Origin of the sequence: Treponema sp. OMZ 788 (assembly GCF_024181245.1) — a bacterium.
GTDB lineage: Bacteria > Spirochaetota > Spirochaetia > Treponematales > Treponemataceae > Treponema_B.
Window position 1 is genome coordinate 1699026 of record NZ_CP051199.1, and the last position, 18805, is coordinate 1717830.

Annotated in this window: 19 protein-coding genes and 1 pseudogene; 4 read left to right on the plus strand and 16 right to left on the minus strand. The window is 36.5% G+C overall.

Features of this window, described 5'->3' with window-relative positions; all coding sequences use genetic code 11:
* Nucleotides 1-6: 6 nt before the first annotated feature.
* From E4O00_RS08320 to E4O00_RS08355, 9 genes are all read right to left on the minus strand, one after another.
* Nucleotides 7-285: a hypothetical protein gene (locus tag E4O00_RS08320; RefSeq protein WP_253676921.1), complete on the minus strand. Its 279-nt coding sequence runs from the start codon at nt 283-285 to the stop codon at nt 7-9.
* A gap of 2 nt (nt 286-287) precedes the next feature.
* Complete coding sequence (locus tag E4O00_RS08325) at nt 288-587, minus strand: hypothetical protein (protein ID WP_253676922.1); 300 nt, start codon at nt 585-587, stop codon at nt 288-290.
* Between the two features lie 19 nt (nt 588-606).
* On the minus strand, nt 607-1179 hold the full coding sequence (locus tag E4O00_RS08330) for a hypothetical protein (protein WP_253676923.1): 573 nt from the start codon (nt 1177-1179) through the stop codon (nt 607-609).
* 41 nt (nt 1180-1220) lie between these two features.
* Nucleotides 1221-1355 carry a hypothetical protein gene (locus tag E4O00_RS13995; RefSeq protein ID WP_256483875.1) on the minus strand — a complete coding sequence of 45 codons (135 nt, stop codon included), beginning with the start codon at nt 1353-1355 and terminating at the stop codon, nt 1221-1223.
* A 58-nt stretch (nt 1356-1413) separates the two neighbouring features.
* Entirely contained in the window at nt 1414-1605 is a 192-nt protein-coding gene (locus E4O00_RS08335) for a hypothetical protein (RefSeq protein ID WP_253676924.1), read from the minus strand.
* Between the two features lie 13 nt (nt 1606-1618).
* Complete coding sequence (locus E4O00_RS08340; RefSeq protein WP_253676925.1) at nt 1619-2638, minus strand: GTPase family protein; 1020 nt, start codon at nt 2636-2638, stop codon at nt 1619-1621.
* 19 nt (nt 2639-2657) lie between these two features.
* Nucleotides 2658-2840, minus strand: a complete 183-nt coding sequence (locus E4O00_RS08345) for a hypothetical protein (RefSeq protein ID WP_253676926.1) — start codon at nt 2838-2840, stop codon at nt 2658-2660.
* Between the two features lie 10 nt (nt 2841-2850).
* Nucleotides 2851-3192 carry a YkvA family protein gene (locus tag E4O00_RS08350; RefSeq protein ID WP_253676927.1) on the minus strand — a complete coding sequence of 114 codons (342 nt, stop codon included), beginning with the start codon at nt 3190-3192 and terminating at the stop codon, nt 2851-2853.
* A 110-nt stretch (nt 3193-3302) separates the two neighbouring features.
* A complete protein-coding gene (locus E4O00_RS08355; protein WP_253676928.1) occupies nt 3303-4238 on the minus strand; it encodes a helix-turn-helix transcriptional regulator in 936 nt (311 codons plus the stop codon).
* Nucleotides 4239-4639: 401 nt separating this feature from the next.
* Between E4O00_RS08355 and E4O00_RS08360 the strand changes: the two genes are divergently transcribed.
* Nucleotides 4640-5290: a HEPN domain-containing protein gene (locus E4O00_RS08360; RefSeq protein WP_253676929.1), complete on the plus strand. Its 651-nt coding sequence runs from the start codon at nt 4640-4642 to the stop codon at nt 5288-5290.
* On the opposite strand, the gene E4O00_RS08365 is transcribed toward E4O00_RS08360, so the two are convergent.
* Nucleotides 5277-6902, minus strand: coding sequence for an ATP-binding protein (locus E4O00_RS08365; protein WP_253679693.1), 1626 nt, complete (start codon nt 6900-6902; stop codon nt 5277-5279). The genes E4O00_RS08360 and E4O00_RS08365 overlap by 14 nt on opposite strands.
* Nucleotides 6903-7042: 140 nt before the next feature.
* On the opposite strand from E4O00_RS08365, the gene E4O00_RS08370 reads away from it, so the two are divergent.
* Nucleotides 7043-7954, plus strand: a complete 912-nt coding sequence (locus E4O00_RS08370; RefSeq protein ID WP_253676930.1) for a tetratricopeptide repeat protein — start codon at nt 7043-7045, stop codon at nt 7952-7954.
* A 120-nt stretch (nt 7955-8074) separates the two neighbouring features.
* Here E4O00_RS08370 and ispH read toward each other — a convergent pair.
* From ispH to E4O00_RS08400, 5 genes and pseudogenes are all read right to left on the minus strand, one after another.
* Nucleotides 8075-8960 (minus strand): annotated as a pseudogene (gene ispH / locus E4O00_RS08375) (4-hydroxy-3-methylbut-2-enyl diphosphate reductase).
* Between the two features lie 51 nt (nt 8961-9011).
* On the minus strand, nt 9012-10151 hold the full coding sequence (gene alr, locus E4O00_RS08385; RefSeq protein ID WP_253676933.1) for an alanine racemase: 1140 nt from the start codon (nt 10149-10151) through the stop codon (nt 9012-9014).
* A gap of 95 nt (nt 10152-10246) precedes the next feature.
* The gene (locus tag E4O00_RS08390) at nt 10247-10687 is read right to left on the minus strand and encodes a 1,4-alpha-glucan branching protein domain-containing protein (RefSeq protein WP_253676934.1); all 441 of its coding nucleotides are present in this window, start codon (nt 10685-10687) and stop codon (nt 10247-10249) included.
* A gap of 64 nt (nt 10688-10751) precedes the next feature.
* A complete protein-coding gene (locus E4O00_RS08395; protein WP_253676935.1) occupies nt 10752-11825 on the minus strand; it encodes a polysaccharide deacetylase family protein in 1074 nt (357 codons plus the stop codon).
* A complete protein-coding gene (locus E4O00_RS08400; protein ID WP_253676936.1) occupies nt 11812-12516 on the minus strand; it encodes a DUF4912 domain-containing protein in 705 nt (234 codons plus the stop codon). The genes E4O00_RS08395 and E4O00_RS08400 overlap by 14 nt, the downstream gene beginning before the upstream one ends.
* Nucleotides 12517-12692: 176 nt before the next feature.
* Between E4O00_RS08400 and flcA the strand changes: the two genes are divergently transcribed.
* Together flcA and E4O00_RS08410 are read left to right on the plus strand one after the other, a co-directional pair.
* Entirely contained in the window at nt 12693-16103 is a 3411-nt protein-coding gene (gene flcA, locus E4O00_RS08405; protein ID WP_253676937.1) for a periplasmic flagellar collar protein FlcA, read from the plus strand.
* Nucleotides 16104-16133: 30 nt separating this feature from the next.
* Nucleotides 16134-16892 carry a hypothetical protein gene (locus E4O00_RS08410; RefSeq protein ID WP_253676938.1) on the plus strand — a complete coding sequence of 253 codons (759 nt, stop codon included), beginning with the start codon at nt 16134-16136 and terminating at the stop codon, nt 16890-16892.
* Between the two features lie 21 nt (nt 16893-16913).
* Here E4O00_RS08410 and thrS read toward each other — a convergent pair whose 3' ends face one another.
* Nucleotides 16914-18671: a threonine--tRNA ligase gene (gene thrS / locus E4O00_RS08415; RefSeq protein WP_253676939.1), complete on the minus strand. Its 1758-nt coding sequence runs from the start codon at nt 18669-18671 to the stop codon at nt 16914-16916.
* Nucleotides 18672-18805: the final 134 nt, after the last annotated feature.

Below are 18805 nucleotides of genomic sequence, written 5' to 3' on the forward strand. Positions count from 1 at the left end.
TAAATTTTATATATAAGCTCTTTCAGATGCTTCTTTTTCAATATCAGAAGTTGCAGTCTGTCTAATGCCAGAAAAATACTTTTTAATATCAGATTCATCAATATCAACAGTATTATTCAAAGTCTTTGACATAATATTTATTTTTTCGATATTTTTTTTAGAAACATTTTCAATCTCATTGTTAAAATTATATGTTTCTTGCTCTATTTTTAGCATCTCTTTTTCAAGTTCTTCATCAAGCTTTTTCTTAGTCAGCTTGGCTTTATTAAAAACATTCTTAAACATGTTTAAAGCCCTGCTATTTCTCTTATAGCATTGTAGCCCTCAGAGATAGCGACTCTTTTAAGCTCGTTAGGTAATGAAGAATTATTAATTGCTGAAATAATACAATTTTGACATGCAATAATACCGGTCCGCTGAACATGTCCTTTTTTGCTAATTGAGTGTATAGCTTTTTTTAAATCTGAATTAATTCTAGCTAACTCAATCGTTCTCTTATTATTACTTTCAACAGTCGAAATCCAAGCATGAAAAATCGGTGTTAATACTTCTGAGGAAATTTTTTGTATAACCATTAAATCATTCATAAATAACTCCTTATCAATCTTATAAATTTTCTATAATATTTTTTGCAGCCTTATAGGCTAATAACTTCGTTCTTAAATCTTGTTCTATCTTTGTAGCTTCAGCAACTTTTACATTTAAAGAGTTTAACTTATTAGTTACTTTATTAGTTTCCTTTTCAATTTTATTTATAACTTCATCAGCCTTAGCATTAGCAGCAATAATACCTGTCCCCATAGGCATTAAAATTGTTGCTAGAATTTCTGAAAAAGTATCAAAAGAATCACTTCCATCAAAACATTCTGCCACTATTTTATTAGATTTATGAAAAACCAGATTTGGCATATTATTTGTTTGTTCAAGAATATTTCTTTCTTTATTTGAAAGTGATTTAGTTTTTAATAATTTATGAATCTTATTTTGATTTCTTCTTGCCCAAGTTATAAACACAGAAATTTCTTCACTAAGACTTTCAACATTATTAATTCTTGACCTAAGTCTATCAGAACTTCTATTGAATTCATTTACTGCACTTTCATATCTTTTTTTTGCAGAATTAACTCTACTTGAAGCTCCTAAAGTTACAACATCATTAATAGTATCTAATACACCCATACAATATCTCCTTAATTTGCAATTTTTTTTGCTTTTTTTAACTAACTTTTTCTTACCTTTCCTATAATAGTTAAAATTAAAATTATTATTTGAATAATTTCATCAATAAAAGGAATAGGATCAGGTATCACGCAGTTTATAATCAATAATATAATTTGAACAAGAATACTTTTCATTTTATTTCTCCTTTAAAATTAACTGGCAGTATAGAAATTACCTATACTGCATTAAATACTAATTAAATAGACTCATTAGCCAATCCCAGAAATTACTTGCAAGATCAACTACTACACCGACAACTTTTCTAATCAACTTTTCAGCAAGCTCAAGCAATCCCTTTGCTATCAAATCTTCCAATTCATTCTTGAATTTAGCATCCCTTTCCATCTTATTTTGGATACGTTCTTGAATTTCATATTCATCCATATTTACTATCTCCTTATAATGTTTCTGCACTAAACAGATATTTTTTTGATTTTATGTCATAAATAATAGGTATATTTAATTTTTTTACAGTATTCCATTTAAATTCAGGAATTTCTGCATTAATTTTATTTACCATACGCAATATAGACATTCCTTCCGTTCGATTTACAATCCGGTATTTTACTTCGTTTAAGTTATAATTATACCTAACAGAACAGATAATTCCACGCTGTGATTTATATAACTCCATTAATTCTTCTTTGTACTTGTCATTCTTCTTTATAATAGATTTCCAATCACTATCGGAAATTTTACCTTTTTGAACTATTTTCTGACTTTCAACATCTATCCAAAGGTTAGAATGGAACTTTATAGGTTCTTTACATTCAGAATTAAGATTTATACGGTGAATTAATAAATCTTCATAACCGCTAAATAACTCCATGTAAAAATAAAGAGCTTTTTCATCTAACAGTTTTTCTGTCTCTTTTCCGGGTGCTGTGATTAACGTATTATCATTTTTTGCAAATAACCATGAATCAGAAGCGACAGTATCAGATTTTGTAAGCACAACAGTGATTTTTGAAAGAAATTTTATTTTTTCATCTTCTTCCAACTTATCTGTTATTTTTTTTAATGCTTGTTTATCAATCAATATAGAACGTGTATCTGCCTGAAACACCCAAAGAATAACATCACATGTTTTTGCAATATCAGCATATTGGCAGATATATTTATCATCAGCACTATCTGATTCCCCTAAGCCTGGCAAGTCCCAAAAAGTTACTTTTTTACCATCAGCACCCTTCTCTATATGCTTTTGCGGTTCCTTAGTACAAGGTCTTGTATCATCAACCTTAAACTTAGTTCCGAAAAGAGCATTTGTTAAAGAACTTTTCCCCGTTCCTGTTTGACCAAAGACCGCTGCTACAAGCGGTTTGTTTTCTTCTTCACTGACAATATTTTTAACTTTGCTCATGTCAGTACCGAATTTCTGTTCTATTCTGTCAAAAACTTCTTGAATAGACTTCATACATTAACCTCCATAAATTTTAGTTATTGTTTTTAACATTTTTTATAACTTTATAAGTAAGGCTCGCTGCACCTATAAATAAAGAAGCCATAGGTATTAGAGGAAAAAGCTCAATAGCTGTTTTTATACCTATAGATTCAATATCTTTCATTTTTTTATCATTCTTTTTCACATTATAAAATTTTTCTTGTTCTTTAATCATATTATAAATCCTATTTTTCATACTTACTCAAGGCATCAGCTAAAGCACCAACTGCAGCAGTTATAACTCCAACATCGTCTGTCAAGCCTAATACAGGTATTAAGTCCGGAATAGCATCTATAGGAGAAACCAAATAAACTAAGGCCCCTATCGCCAAGGCCTTCGCAGTCCATGCAGCACTTGGATCCATAATCATGTTCCATAAAGCAGTAACCCAATGCCAAATTTCTGCTATAGGTCCCCTTTTCATGTCATCCAATTTTGAAGCTATTTTTTGAATATCTTCACTACTGGCATTTTGCGAGAACTCATTAAACATTTGTTCACTTTTTTTTCTTTCATCTTCTGTCATAAAAAACTCCTTACTTTGCAAATTTTTTCTTGCAATTTTTAAAAATATTTATTTTTTAGCCGAGTATTCTCAGCATTAAAACCTTTGTTGTTTTTACTATCACTTTCTAATTAATATATTTTTTGCATCTTCTTAATCTCTTCTCGTACTTCTTCAACAAGCTCTGGCGGTTCCAAAACTTTTACCGTAGAACCTTGACCTAAAACAAAGCGTTTTATTTCTTCGGTTTGAGTGGTCGAAAAACTTACCTCCACAGACTTATCCCGATGTATAGTGATTTTTTGATCATCGCTCCAGCGGTGCTCCTCGGCAAAGACTCCCACCTTAGGAGAAAACAATAGCTTAACCGTAAAAGGTTCCCGCTTTGTAAGCCAGACTCCTACATTTTTATCTATGTAATCTTCCGCCTTAAAATCTTTTGGAACTTCAAAGGTTTGTTTTTCCAGCACTTTAACTTTTTGCATTCGGCTAAAAGAAAAAATACGAGGCTCATTTCTCAACCTGCACAGGCCTATTACATACCATGCACCGCGTTGGCAGACAATGTGATAAGGCTCTGCAATACGCTCGGCAGCATCATCCTGCTCTAAACTTCGGTAGAAGAATTTAATTGCATGATGAGTTTTTACTCCTTCAAAAACGTTTGAAAATATTTCGGGATCAATATCGGGAGAAGGTTCGGCAATAAAGGTTACGGCTGCATCAAGCCAAAGAGAATCAAAAATTACAACATCCTTAGGCAAAAGATCAGTCAGCTTTTTAAAAACTTTTTTTAGTTTTTCTTCGATAGGTGTTTTACGGTATTGTCTTAATAGTTTTTCAAAAACAGCAACCGAAAAAAATTCATCGGCCGATAAAAATAAACTTTTTAAGAAAAAAGTATCTTGAGTATAATAATAACCTTTTTTGCTGTGGTCATAGGAAATGGGAGCATCATACATATCACGCAAAAATTCTATATCCCTCTCAATAGTACGCTTGCTTACTTCAAATTCCTTTGAAAGAGAGCGGACTGTAGGAAAAAAGATTTTCCCGTACTTTTTCATCTATTTTTAACAGCCGCCAAAATTGTATCTTACCTTCTTTTTCAGTCATGCCCATATTATACAACCTTGCCCCCGTCAAATAATGTCGGTGTAAAAATAAATTTGATATTTTTTATCGGGAAAATAAAAATTATAAGTTTTAAAAAGGTATTATTGATTGATTGATTGATTGATTGATTGATTGATTGAGCAAAAAGTGTGCCAAGCTACTTTTCCTCTTTAAGAACAAGAGGGGCACAACAAGTGAATATATGAAAATACAACACAAGGCTACTTTCAACTCCATGCACATAACTCTATCATATTAAGATAGAAAAATCAAGATATTTTTTAATAAATCTTGAAAACATAAAAAAAATACATTACAATAAGATTAATCAATTTATTAAAAGAGGTAAATTATGCAGGAAAACATCTTCGGAATAAATGAACAATTTAAAAACGAATCCGGAAACTATGAAGACAGTTTGAGGTTAAAGCTCCACAGGGCTCTCAGCTGGTTAAACGAGGCCGAACGCCAAAAAGAAAACACCGACCTTTGCTTTATATTTTTGTGGATTTCTTTTAATGCCGTCTATGCCGATGAACTCAATTCCTTGGGAGACAGAAGCGGAGCAAGCGAATTTTTAAGAAAGGTCTGTAAACTGGATAAAGCCCGAGAACTTTATTCTCTTGTATGGAATAATTTTTCGGGAAATATAAGAATTTTTTTAAACAATAAATTTACCTTTCAGCCGTTTTGGGACGAGCAAAATAATTCTGCCGCAAAAAAGAATTGGGAAGCGGGTTTTCAAAATGAAAACAAACGAGCCTTTAAAGCGATAGCCGATCAAAACACATCAACAACTTTAAACATTCTTTTTAAAAGACTTTATACCTTGAGGAATCAAATCCTGCATGGAGGAGCTTCATTTAACAGCTCCGTAAATACGGCACAAAAAAAAGAGGCCTGCACCTTTTTGCTTAACATTCTTCCAGCTATAATAAAAATAATTATGGATAATCATACCGAAGATTGGGGAAAGCCCTACTATCCGGTTATAAAGGAGTAAAGATAATATTTTCTTTAATCCATTCTTTTACGGTTTTCTCTTCAGGGTTAAAGCTGACTCCGATAAGGACTATTTCTTTTTTGTCGGCCTTGTACTTTTCAGCATAGTTTTTTTCTTTGATTTGTTTTAAGGCTGATTCCGCACTTTCTTTTAACTTAAACTCAAAGATATAAATTGTCTTTTCGGTTTTTACTACGCAGTCCGTTCTTCCTGTAGATGAGGGAGTTTCAACTTCGACAAACTGACCCATAAGTGCAAATATTAAATAAACGCAGACTTGAAAATTATGCTCCCTCAATGAGATGCTTTCTCCGCTTTCTTTTTTTACTGTATCGTAGGGAAGGCTCGCCATTATAGATTTTAGCCTTTGCATAAACTCATCGACTCTTCCGGCCCTTAAATCCTTTGTAAACTGAACTACATTAAAAGAGGTATCGGTAAAGTTTATGTTTGAATATTCGGGTAAAAGATTATATAAAAAGCCGTAGCGGACTTCCTCATTCGGGAAACCCAGCCTGTACATCTTGTATTCTTTATCGTAACCCTTGATAGTTAAGTATCCCGACTGAAATAAGACCGGGATAATCGAATCCGCACCCGCTCTATAATCCGATAAGAAGGCAGAATTCATCTCTACATTTCCGTCCAAGTCGGGAATGTTATAGTCTGCTCGTTTTAATTCGTTTACTAAAAAAGTCGGAGTACCGGTTGCAAACCAATAGTCTTCAAATTGTTTTGAAAAAAATACATTGAGCAAACTAAAGGGGTTATACATTGTTTCGCTTCCATATGAAAAACAATAACCGTCATATTTTTTCTTTAATTCTGATAGACAATCTTCGTGGCTTAACTCGTTCCGTTCGGCCAAAGCCTTTATTTCCGGCCGGAAAGTGTCCTCTAAGTCTTTTTGAGTTAATCCGCAAATAGCAGAAAACTCAGGATTTATACTTATGTCGTTTAGATTGTTTAAATCGCTGAATATGCTTACCTTACTGAATTTTGTAACTCCCGTTAAAAAAGCAAAACGGATTGCTTGATCGGCAGTTTTTATAACCCCGAAAAAACCTTTTAGGATCGTCTTATAGATTTCATTCAGTTCAGCATCCTTCCACATGGTGTGAAGGAGGGGCTTATCGTATTCGTCGATTAGGATAACTGTTTGTCGTCCGTTTTTTTCGTATGCCCGGCTTATGATTCCGAAAAAACGCTCTGCAAGGGTGTTTTCAGAATTACTGCTGCCGTATAGTTCTTCCCACCTACAAAGATGATTATTTAAAACGCTTTCAAGATCTTCCCTTGTTTCATATTTTGCAAGATTAAGGTCCAAATGCAGGACAGGGTATTCTTGCCAAATTTCTCTTTTTCCTTTTTCGGCCTCTTCAAATTTCTCAATAGCCAAGCCCTTAAACAGTTCTTTTTGGCCTAAAAAATAAGCCTCCAATGTCGAAAGAAAAAGACTTTTCCCGAAGCGGCGCGGACGGCTTAAAAAGTAGACACGGCCTGAAGAAGCTAGCCTATAAACATATTCGGTCTTATCAACATAGAGATAATTATCATTACGCAGTACCTTAAAGCTCTGCACACCTATCGGCAGTTTTCTACTAAAATCCATCATAGATAATAGTTTAACATAAGTAGGATAAGGTGTCAATTATACGGAGCTCAGGCAAAATTAAGATAATAAAATCCTCTTGACCCGCCATAAGCCTTATGTTAAAATATACACATAATTCTTACAAGGAGAAAAAGTATATGAAAAAAAGTATTGTATTATTTTTCATTCTATTGATGTCATTTCGGATTTTTGCCGACTACAAATCCGAATATGAAAAGTTACTTTCGGTTCAAAATATTGAAGGTATTGCAAACCTTTTACCCAAATGGGAAAAGGCAGAGCCTAAAAACCCTGAGCTCTACATTGCCTATGTTAATTACTACCTGCTTAAAGGCCAGAGATCACAGCATTCATTGGACACCTATAAAAAGGATAATAGTAATTCGTCGGCCCTAGTGGATAAAAAAACAAATAAAATTGCAGGTTATCTAAACAATAACATCTGGTACGAAAAAGAAGATATTGATAAGGCTCTGTCATATTTGGAGAAGGGTTTAAAATTCGGGAAAAACCGATTGGATATGTATTTTGGAAGAATCCATGTTTTAGGTCTAATAGGAGAATATGAAAAGCAGTCGCAAAGGATTATTGAACTCTTAAAACTTTCCAAGACAATCAATAATAAATGGCTTTGGAGCATGAATGAGGCAATTCCATCATCAGAAAGTGAACGCTTTTTTTTAATTTCAGTAAACGAATATTACAAGTCATTGATTCAAAAAAGCACACCCGAAACTTTAGCTGCTGCGGAAAAAGCATGTGAAGTTCAATTAAATTTATACCCTAACAATATCGAAGTGCATAACTATTTGTCTTTGGCCTACATCGGCCAAGGGAAATTCAAAGAAGCTCTGAATGTGCTATTGAAAGCCGATAAACTTACAAATGAGGATTATGTAATTATTTTTAATATGGCCAGATGCTATGAGGGTTTAAAGCAATATGATAAGGCAAAAGAATGCTATCTTCGTCTTAAGAAAAATCCGGATAAACGGGTTCAAGATATGGCAGAACAGCAACTTTCAGAACTGAAAAAAATTACCAAATAGTTTTTATAAAACCGTGTAATCGATAATGATCAAAAAACCGGTTACACGGTATCTCTTCAATTTAATTCTTATCAAAAGATACTTATTAAAAATTTATTAAATCCTAAAAATAGGACTTATTTAATGTACCGGCCTGCAAGAATCCAGTAGTTTTTTTTCTACCTCATCGATTATAAAATCGGGGGTGGAAGCTCCGGCAGTTAGACCGACTACGGAATAAGAAAAAATCTCTTCCGGTATTTCGGAAGCATCTTCGATTAACCATGCCGGTTTATTTTCGTCTAAGGCAGTTTGATAAAGCCTTTTTGTGTTTGCCGAATTTTTTCCGCCTATAATTAAAACGGCATCAACCTCATGGGTCAATTTTTTTAGAGCTGCTTGTCTATCATATGTTGCACGGCAAATTGTGTTAAAGACTTTTAAATCGCTTATTCTTTTTTTTAAAGCGGAAGCAATTGCTTCATACTCCGATTCCTTAATTGTAGTTTGAGCAATTAAAACGGCACTTCCTTTTTTGTACAGAGAACACGGCAAATCTATTGAAGAAGCTTCTTCGGCATTTTGAACGATTAAACATTTTCCTTCAGCATAGCCTGCAATGCTTATAAGCTCTCCGTGCTTTTTATCTCCGGCTAAAATAACAAAAGAATTTGCAGCATGTTTTCCGGCAAGGTTTTGGCTTGCCTTTACTCTTGAACAAGTAGCATCTACAATTTTGGCCCCGCTTTTTTGAAGTTCCTCTTTTTTTAGAGGAGGAACACCATGAGCCCTTATTACGATAACGGAATCTTTATAATTTTCATCCCCCGTAAATTTTTTCGGCATCAATAGTTTCAACACCCATTTGTTTTAATAGCCGCATTGTAGGCGGATTATGAATCAACGGACCAAATGTGTAAAGACTAAATTTATTTTGAGTATTTTCTTTTACTTCTTTAAGAACAGCTTCAACAGCCCTGCGTACGCCTGTACAAAAACCTAAAACCTCCGCACGCTTTACAATCATAGACACCAACCTTGTAAACATTTATTGGAAGCTTCTAAAAATATCGGAAGCTCATTGTATGGTTTCATCAATATAAACACGCGGTACTCTTTTATTTATATCGCATGTCAACTCATAAGGAATTGTTCCGGCAATCTTTGCAAGATCTTGAGCCGTATTATTTTTAGGATGCTCTTTTGAAACAGGGCCGAAGATACAAACCTCATCCCATCTTTGAACCCAGGGAGAAGCACCTATATCTATCATACATTGATCCATGCAGATTCGTCCGATAATAGGAAAAAAGTCTTTTCCTATTCTTACCCTTAAACCTGTCAGGGAGCGCATAAGGCCGTCAGCATAACCTATTGGAAGGGTTGCAACAAATGTTTCTTTTTCGGCTGTCCAGCACCTGTCATAAGAAACGCTTGTGTCCTTTTCAATTTTTTTAATAAGTACTACCTGAGTAACAAGCTCCATAACGGGCTTTAAGTCTATTAAAGAATTTAAAGCCGGAGAAGGAGTATAACCGTACACCAAGATTCCCGGACGCACCATATCGAATTGAGCTTCGGGATATTGAAGAACAGCCCCGGAGTTTGCAGCGTGAACCAATCCGGGATTTATTCCGGCTTTTTTTATTTCCTTTATTGAATCCTTAAAAACAGAAATCTGTTTTTTTGTAAATTTAACATTTTCATCACCGGTAGAATCCGAAACGGCAAAATGAGTACAAACGCCTTTAAGCTCAAGATTTTCGGCACGGTCTATCTGAACTGCAAGTTTAACGGCCTCCATAGGAGAACAGCCTATCCTCCGCATTCCGGTATCTATTTTAAGATGAACCCCTGCCTTCTTATTTAGTTTTTTTGCAAAGCGGTTTAGATCGTTTATAAACTCTTCATCTATTACCAATGGTTCAATATCGTATTTAAGCATCTCAGGAATTTCTTCAAGTACAGGAAGGCTTAAAGAAATAATCGGAGCTACAATACCGGCATCCCTTAACTCTACAGCTTCTTGAATAGAAGCAACCGCTAAATAAGAAACTCCTGCCCTTATTGCTGCAACAGCCGTACGCACAGCTCCATGACCATAAGCATCTGCCTTAACCGGAAGACAAATCTTTATATGCTTGTTAAGCCGTTTTTTTATTTCTTTAATGTTATATTGTAAGTTATCCAAATGGATAATAGCCTTTGTCGCTCTCATAAGAATATTTTATACATTTATAAAGTTTTGTTCAAGACCGATGAAAAATGTACATCCTTAGTCCTTTTTCATCTTAGAGTTTTAGGCTGCCGCGTTTATTTTTTTCGGCTGAAAATACGGTAATTTATATCTTTAAAAACCGGATACTTACTTTCACGCTCTGAAAGCCATTTTGCATCAGGAGAATCTGCACCAAGAGCTTCATAAGCGGCCGTAAAAGAATTAACATGTTCTATAAAACGCCTTTTTGCAAAATCACGAAGCTGGGGATCATTTATATAAATAGGCCAATACAAAGATTGTAAAAGAAGAACCTCTCTTGCAGCAGCATTTAGAACCCTCTCTTTTAAACTTCCATCGGCCGGAAACATTTCTACCAGCCCTATCATTCTCTCCGTAATTTTAAGGATATACCGATACATCCAATCATTATCTTTTGTTAAAAGCTCGGCAGCATAACCTGATCTCAAGAATGAAGAAAAGAATGGTTTAATTGTATAAAGCTGCTTGGACAAATTAGCCGCTGTAGAAGGCAAAATAGACTCAAGATCTTCATTATCATTTATCAGCCTAAAAACCCGCTCAAGCCATATAAGCCCCTCACACCATTTTTTTGCCGAAAAAATCCGAAGAAATAATTAAAAGAGAAAATGGCACTTCGCAAGTCTTTGTTTCTTTAACGGATTTTAAAGCTTCTGCACGAGAATTTACATAGGCTTCGGCATCAGTCCAGATCCGGGAATGAGCTCCATGTATGTCATATGGTGTTTCTTCTTCCTCCCTTGACCAATAGCGGAAACCTATTGCCCGTCTTCCCTTTGAGGTATCAAAGACTGAAGCCAGATATTCTTCTGACAGTTTAAATCCGACATCATTTTCTACATCAATATAAATTTTATTTTGAGGAAAGCCGTGGGTTTCATCATACAGAGAATTACAAGCGGAAAGATCACAGGTCAAAAATTTTAATCCGTTTTTTGAAGCTGCCGCCGAAAAAACACCGGCAGGCGGAATCTTCTCGGAAAGCAAAAATCCTTCCGGAGCGACAACCGTGTAATCATAACCGTAACTTCTTATAATGTCATCAAGACCGTCAAAATAAGCCAGAGAAGGAATCCAAAAACCTGAAGGCACGGCACTAAAATGCTTGCGGTAATTTATCTGTCCCATTTCTATCTGTGCAGAGATGGCTTCAGGCATGTTTAAAAAAAACGGTAGATAGGAATTTGTTGCTGCCGTTGCCAATAATTCTACATAACCTTTGCGGGCAAGTGAATCAAACTGATTTAAAATATTTCCTCCGCAATCTTCAAAGATTCTCTTATCATCATTAAAGCGTTTTAAGTTATACTGAATGAGTCTTTTTGTTTCTGCACAATCTTCAAAACGTTCAAGTTCTTTTTTTGCAAACTCAATTTTACGCTGAACATTTTGCCGGTATCGATCCTGTAAAACCTTGTCGGAAAGCATATCGCATAGTGCAGGCTCAAAAACTACACCTATCTTAAACGGAATATTTTCTTTTTGCAAATTAGAAAACATTTTTAGTACAGGCAGATAAAGATATGACAAAGCATCAAAGAGCCAATCTTCTTCTATAAAGCCCTGCTCAACTTCATTGCGGACATAAGGCAAATGGGCATCCAAAATAAAAAGCAGTTTATAATCTTTCAATTTTTGACTCCTCTTTTTCTCTAAAGGCTTGGCGGTAATTTTTAAAATGATGTTTTTTTAATAAGGAAATTCCTGAAAGATATAAGGGCGAACTTACATCATTATCGAGCACACATAAATTATTTGGAATATTTTCTCGTTTAAGCCTTATAAAATTAGACCCAGCTAACACAGAAATATCTCCGTCTATTTTGCGTGAACATAGTTCTACCTTTGTAACCGCATCATTAAAAGAAAGATAAAAATATCTGCTCCTATCGCAATCGGTAACATCAATATCAAAGGAATCATACGCCTCGGATAGATTATCTTCAGAAAATAAATTAACTCTTAAAAAGAAAGAATCAAAATCGGGATCATTAACTGCACGCAAAAACTCCGGTTTATAAAAATCCCAAAAAGCAAAGGCCCACATAGGATCTCTTAGAAGGACATGAATTTCGGTCTTGTTGTAGGAAAGAGTTAAGCCTGTATTATCTTTATCATAAACATCATCATCTAAAACCAAATCCTCATTATGGTTTTTTGAAGTTTTGTGATGCACCAAATCTGCCTCTTCATTGATTTCAAGAAGCTCATCAATTATTAAATTTCTATCTCTACACTTCGTTACAAATATGCCATAATCATCGGCAATTTGTAAAAGCTCATCCGTTGAAACGGATTGTAAATAACTTTTAGATAAATTCACACATATCCCCTAATTTAAGCGATAATATAAACCTATCTACTTATCGGATGTTTTAGAATATTTCTAAACAAAATCAAAATAAAAAACTCATTGAAAAAAAACTCCTTTTATGGTATAAAATAATATATCAAGTTGAATTAAAATAAGCCGAAAATAATGGGGGAGGCCCGCTCAATATGCCTAGTATAAAAGAGCTTGAAAAATTTAAGAATCAACTTCTCACAATAGCAAACGAACCCGAAATCACGGCTAAATGGGGTGAAAGGCGTGAAGATCTGCCTCTGCCTGACGAAATGCCTGTTCCTGATGTAAATGTGGATGACTTATTAGGTTTTAATGATGAAGATAAAATTTCATCTGAACAAGAACAGGATGATTCTTTGGGCTTTGATTCGGCTGATGATTTTTCGGCCGACTATGATAAAGAAGGTGAAACCTCCCAAGACTTTGACGAAATGCTTTCCGGATTAGACCTTGAAAACACGGGGGCATTGGATGATATCGACAGTTTAGATGACGGCGGGCTTGATGTACCCGAAGCCTTACTTTCAGGCTTTGGAGATATGATTGAAGAAGCAAGAAGCGAAGACGGCGGAGCAGAAGATATTTTTCCCGACTTTGATTCAGACTTTGCTATGCAGGAGCCGGAATCAGCAGAAAACGAAAACCTCGGCATAGAAAACACAGCCGATTTAGATGCTTTTAATGAAAAAGAAATAGACCTTTCAACCGAAGACTTCTCAGACATTGGGGAAGTAGAACCTTTGGAGGATGAAAACACCTCTTTTGAGCCTGCCGACTTAGGCATAACAGCCTCGGATGATACTGATAATGATGTAGACGAACTTGAAAGCATAGATCTTTCGCCCGAGGAAGAAGGGTTTGGCGGCATGGACTTTCCCCCCTTATCAAATGATCCCGGCAGCATTGATATGTCCCCCGAAATAGAAGATCTTGAAAATCTTGACCTATCTACTGAGGAGGAAGGCATAGGTCTCTCGCCTCTATCCAATGACCCGGGCAGCATAGATATGTCGCCCGATATAGATGAACTTGAAGGTATAGATATATCGCCTGAAGAAGACGAGCTTGACAACATAGATATGTCTTCAGAAATAGACGAACTTGAGAGCATGGACCTTGAACCCGAAGACGGCGGTCTTGAAAGTATGGATATATCCCCTGAAGCCGACGAACTTGAAAGCATTGATCTTTCTCCCATCCCCGACGAGACCGGCAGCATAGACCTATCAACCGAACAAGATGAAGAAGACTTTTCAAGCTTTTCCGGATCTCCGGAAGCATTGGAAGCCTCCTTTGACGAGCCCTTGCCGGAAGAAGAATTTCAAGATTCGGAAGAACCGAGTCAAGCCCAAGAAGAAGCCTCAGCGCAGGGAGGAGGCTTTACCGATATTGACATCCCTGAAATAGATGAACACACAGCCTTTGCAATAGACGACAATGTTCTAAATACGGAAATGGGCGGAGGAATGGATGATTTTTCAGTTCCGGAAAGTTTTATTCAGTTTTCGCCCGATAAGAATTTTAAATTTTTTGAATCAAAAAAACAAATAGATGAAGAAGACTATGACGGCAAAATTCCTCTTTCAATTTCGGAAGAAGATTATGACTACCTGATAGAGAGAGTTTCTTCATTCCCCCTAAATTTAAGAATAGAACTTGAAGACTATCTTGTAAATGCGGATGACTCCGAATTAAACAAGATGGAAATCGTTCATTTAATTATCAACGATGTTTCTTTAAAAAAGATAGTAAGCAAATTAGAAGGTATCTTAGATAAGTCCATCCCCATTCCTCGAGGCTTCGATAAAAAATCCTATGAAGAATACGAAAAAGAAAAGCGAACATTTAAGTACCGCTTTATACATAAGATATTGCCCGCAGCAATTTTAACGGCAGTAGCACTGGGCTTTATATTTTCTATTTTTGTTTTGGTATGGCAATTTATATACAAACCTATCGTTGCCGAAGGCTTATACAAAGAAGGCATGACCCATATCGAATCAGCTCAATACAGCAAAGCGATCACCAGCTTTGATGAAGCAGGAACCTATAAGAAAAAGAGAAAATGGTATTTTAAATTTGCAAATGCCTTCCGCGAAAAAAAGCAATTCCTATCAGCAGAAACAATTTACGAGAGGCTTTTATTTGACTTTAACCATGACCGCCAAGGCGGAATCGAATATGCGGATATGCTCGGCACCGATTTACGCAATTATGAAAAAGCCGAAAAAATTTTAAGGCGTGGAGTTCTCGATTATCACATAAACGATCAAAGTGCTCTTTTAGCCTTGGGAGATATTTACTTGGACTGGGCAGACGAAGATCCTGAAAAATATGAAGATGCACGCAAAACATATGTCGGGCTTATAAACCTTTACGGTGTAAAGGATGTATTTTCAGGACGAATGATGCGTTATTTTATCCGGACGGATAATTTGGCTGAAGTGCTTCCTCTAAAAGATCATTTTTTAAACAAAAAACTGCCCGATGAAGATTTGATAGAGCTTAGCGGCTATCTTCTCGAAAAAAGATATGAACCCAAGCCTACCGATTCAGAAAATTTGATAGGAAAAATAGAAGACCTGCGGGAACTCTTGGAAAAATCCATAAAAAAACGCCCTGACAGTCCTGAGGCAAATTATAATATGGGCCGCTTTTTCTTGCATAACCAAAAAAATGAGGCAGCCAAAGATTACCTTATCACCGCAATCAACATTTATGAAGACAGCATAAAAATGACACCTAAACGGACCATAAGGCAGATAGATGCAATGCGGCTTTATGGAGAACTGCTTGCAGAAGATAAGATGTATAACGAGGCTCAGGAAATCTATGCAAGGGCTCTTGCAAAATACGAAACTTATACTTCCCAAAAAGGCATGTATCCTTCTAATGTTGTGGGAAAACTTTACGCAAACTATGGGGATATTTCTTATTTTATCGCCGGAGACTATGATGAAGCACTGGATGCCTACGAAAATGCTGTTCGGGAATTAAACGATAGTCCTTCAATCCAATACAGGATGGGATACATTCACTATCAAAAAGAAAACTACTCCGATGCAATGAAGGCTATGACCCTCGCTTACAGCGAAAAACCGAATGACAGAAACCTATTGTACGGATTCGGCAATGTTCTATTTAAATACACAAATTATTTTGCGGCCCAAGCATACTATGAAAGGTTGATGGAATTATTGGATGCCGAAAAAGTACGCAAGGGAATTATTTTTCCGCAAACACGAGTTGATCATGCAGAATTTGTAGAAGACTACATGCACACCTCAAATAACCTTGCCGTAGTTCTAAACAGGATAGCCGTTCAAAACGGTGACTCAAACAAAAACGGAAGGGCACTATCCTTACTTGGAGAATCTACAAGAGCTTGGGATGCTTTGAACAGAAACCCTGAAACGATGATTCGGGCAAAAACCATAAACCTGGCTTATGCAAACATTCAAAACATGGTAAAACCACGCTCGGCTTTTGTACCCGAAATTTACAGCGATATACCTAAAACCCTTGAAAACGAAAAAATTCTACAGCAAACAGAAGATAGATAGCCGGAAACGAAAATAAAACGGAGAGAAATTATGATCAAAAAAACAAACTTATTTTTTTCTATATTGCTTATAATTTGCTTAAGTTTTAATCTTTATGCTCAAGAGGCTGAAAAAAAACAAGGCACCGAAGAAAAAAACAAACAAACAGCTGAAACAGTTCAGCCCAAAGCTCTAACCAAGGAGCCTTCAGACTTCGGCTTTTACATAGGAACCTCGATAATATTTTCAAGCCTGAAAAAACAAGCTGCCCCGCCTATGGGAACAGCCTTAAATCTGGGAGCAGAGTACGAATACAAGGGTATCAAGATGCTAAGCATCGTTCCTTCCTTGGATTTTTCGCTTTTTCATTATGGATTTTACAGTAAAAAGGCCTATATTTGCGAAATAGAAAACAGAGTTGCCCTTACAATGAGTTTTTTACTTGATGTTCCATTTTTGGCAAGATTTGACTTAAAAAGATGGACAATAAGCATGGGCGGAGGGCTTGCCTTTTTTATGCGTTTCGGCTTGCTTGAGCCGGGCATAAAACCTAATGATTCCGGTCCCGAAGGACTAAAGGCCTCGGATGAAGTAAAAGAAATAAACCGATACTTTTGGCAGCAAGGAAGATTTATTTATCCATCATTACGCCTTAAGGCAGAATATACCTTAGAATCCGGATGGAAGGCCGGGGTACAGCTAAAAACCTACCTGCCCTTCTCGAACCTTTGGGATAAACTTAAAAGCAAGGGCTCTGACGGTCTTATGGTACAGGTAGGTATTGTGTTACACCCTGCGGTCAAAAAATAACCGCTTAACTTAAAAAAAGCCTTATTCGGCATCTATGGCAAAAGAATCTATCTTTTCCTGTAAGAAGGAGGTAAATTCCTCTACGCTCATAACCTTTTGTCCGCCCTTTCTCATTCTGACTGCAACGGAATTATTGTCCATTTCGCTTTGACCTACAATGAGCTGATAAATTACCTTTTCTTCCTGATGTTTTCGGATCTTTGCATTCATGCGGTCTGTTCCGACATCGGCTATAACCCTAAAGCCTTTTTTATCCAAGATTTTTTGCACTCTTTGGGCATACTCGTTGAAAGCCGGAGCTACAGGAACAATTACAGCCTGCACAGGAGCCAGCCAAGGAGGCATAATACCTGCACAGTTTTCTATCAAAATTCCTATAAACCTTTCCAAAGAACCTAAAACAGCCCTATGAAGCATTACCGGATGATGTTTATTGTTGTCATCCCCTATGTATTCGGCGTTTAGTCTTTCTGCTGAAGGCAGCTGATAGTCAACCTGTATGGTACCGCACTGCCATTCACGGCCCAGGGCATCAATAAGGGTAAACTCCAACTTAGGCCCGTAAAAAGCACCCTCGCCTTCTGCAATTTCATATTCAAGGCCGGCAGCTATGCAGGCATCGGCCAAAGCTTTTTCAGCCCTGTCCCAAGTTGCATCATCTCCAACCCTCTGCTCGGGGCGAGTCGAAAATTTAACGAGAATTTTATCCTCATAAAAACCGAAGTCGGCATAAATCCTCTTTAACAAATCACAGAATTTTGAAACTTCGGAAGAAATTTGCTCTTCGGTACAAAAGATATGGGCATCGTCTTGGACAAAGCCGCGGACACGCATAATACCGTGCAATGAACCGGAAGGCTCGTTTCGGGTACAGGAACCGAATTCGGCTAAGCGGAGGGGCAAATCACGGTAGCTTTTGATACCCTGCTTAAATATTTCAACATGCCCCGGACAGTTCATCGGCTTTAGGGCAAAAAGCCTTTTTTCGCTTTCGGTGATGAACATATTTTCTTTATACTTTGCCCAATGGCCGGATCTTTCCCACAAGGAGCGGGGCATAACAAAGGGGGTATGCACCTCAAGATAGCCGTCTTCCTTTAGGCGTTTTCGTACATAGTTTTGGATGGTCAAATAAAGAGTCCAGCCCTTAGGATGCCAAAATATTTGTCCGGGATTTTCTTCATCAACATGTAACAAATCCATAGCCTTGCCTACTTTTCGGTGATCCCTCTTTTCGGCTTCTTCGAGCATGGCCAAATACTCTTTTAAATCGTTAGGTTTTTCCCAAACGGTGCCGTAAATGCGGGTAAGCATGGGTTTTGTTTCATCTCCACGCCAATAAGCACCCGCAGTTTTCATCAGTTTAAAACTTTGAGCATTTATATCTGCCATCGAGCAAACATGGGGGCCGCGGCAAAGGTCGGTAAACTCTCCCGATTTATATATACTTATCTCTTCATCGGCAGCAAGCCCGTTTATAAGTTCAATCTTAAAGGGCTGTTCCTTAAACATTTCAAGAGCTGTTTCCCGGCTTATAACTTCTTTTTCAAAACCTGAATGAGTACTTAAAATTTTCCTCATTTCTTTTTCGATTACAGGCAGATCATCATTATTGATCGGTCGAGGAAGTTCAAAATCGTAATAAAATCCGTAATCAATGGCAGGCCCTATAGCAACCTTGGTTCCGGGAAAAAGTTTGACTACGGCTTCAGCCATAACATGGGCAGTACTATGCCTGAGAGTGCTTAATTTTTTTGACTTTTCTTGTAAAGTTGACATATTTTCCTCTATATTTATATTGATATGTATTGTTAATTTTAAAAAAAAGCTATATACTATAACTCAAAATAAACATTAGCATATTGAGATTAGTATACTCTATTGATTAGTCTTGAGTCAATAGAGTATAATGT

Bases quoted from the DNA above. Each gene is read 5' to 3' on its own strand.
- E4O00_RS08320 (WP_253676921.1), bottom strand. From the start codon at position 285: ATGTTTAAGAATGTTTTTAATAAAGCCAAGCTGACTAAGAAAAAGCTT.
- E4O00_RS08325 (WP_253676922.1), bottom strand. From the start codon at position 587: ATGAATGATTTAATGGTTATACAAAAAATTTCCTCAGAAGTATTAACA.
- E4O00_RS08330 (WP_253676923.1), bottom strand. From the start codon at position 1,179: ATGGGTGTATTAGATACTATTAATGATGTTGTAACTTTAGGAGCTTCA.
- E4O00_RS13995 (WP_256483875.1), bottom strand. From the start codon at position 1,355: ATGAAAAGTATTCTTGTTCAAATTATATTATTGATTATAAACTGCGTG.
- E4O00_RS08335 (WP_253676924.1), bottom strand. From the start codon at position 1,605: ATGGATGAATATGAAATTCAAGAACGTATCCAAAATAAGATGGAAAGG.
- E4O00_RS08340 (WP_253676925.1), bottom strand. From the start codon at position 2,638: ATGAAGTCTATTCAAGAAGTTTTTGACAGAATAGAACAGAAATTCGGT.
- E4O00_RS08345 (WP_253676926.1), bottom strand. From the start codon at position 2,840: ATGATTAAAGAACAAGAAAAATTTTATAATGTGAAAAAGAATGATAAA.
- E4O00_RS08350 (WP_253676927.1), bottom strand. From the start codon at position 3,192: ATGACAGAAGATGAAAGAAAAAAAAGTGAACAAATGTTTAATGAGTTC.
- E4O00_RS08355 (WP_253676928.1), bottom strand. From the start codon at position 4,238: ATGAAAAAGTACGGGAAAATCTTTTTTCCTACAGTCCGCTCTCTTTCA.
- E4O00_RS08360 (WP_253676929.1), top strand. From the start codon at position 4,640: ATGCAGGAAAACATCTTCGGAATAAATGAACAATTTAAAAACGAATCC.
- E4O00_RS08365 (WP_253679693.1), bottom strand. From the start codon at position 6,902: ATGGATTTTAGTAGAAAACTGCCGATAGGTGTGCAGAGCTTTAAGGTA.
- E4O00_RS08370 (WP_253676930.1), top strand. From the start codon at position 7,043: ATGAAAAAAAGTATTGTATTATTTTTCATTCTATTGATGTCATTTCGG.
- alr (WP_253676933.1), bottom strand. From the start codon at position 10,151: ATGAGAGCGACAAAGGCTATTATCCATTTGGATAACTTACAATATAAC.
- flcA (WP_253676937.1), top strand. From the start codon at position 12,693: ATGCCTAGTATAAAAGAGCTTGAAAAATTTAAGAATCAACTTCTCACA.
- E4O00_RS08410 (WP_253676938.1), top strand. From the start codon at position 16,134: ATGATCAAAAAAACAAACTTATTTTTTTCTATATTGCTTATAATTTGC.
- thrS (WP_253676939.1), bottom strand. From the start codon at position 18,671: ATGTCAACTTTACAAGAAAAGTCAAAAAAATTAAGCACTCTCAGGCAT.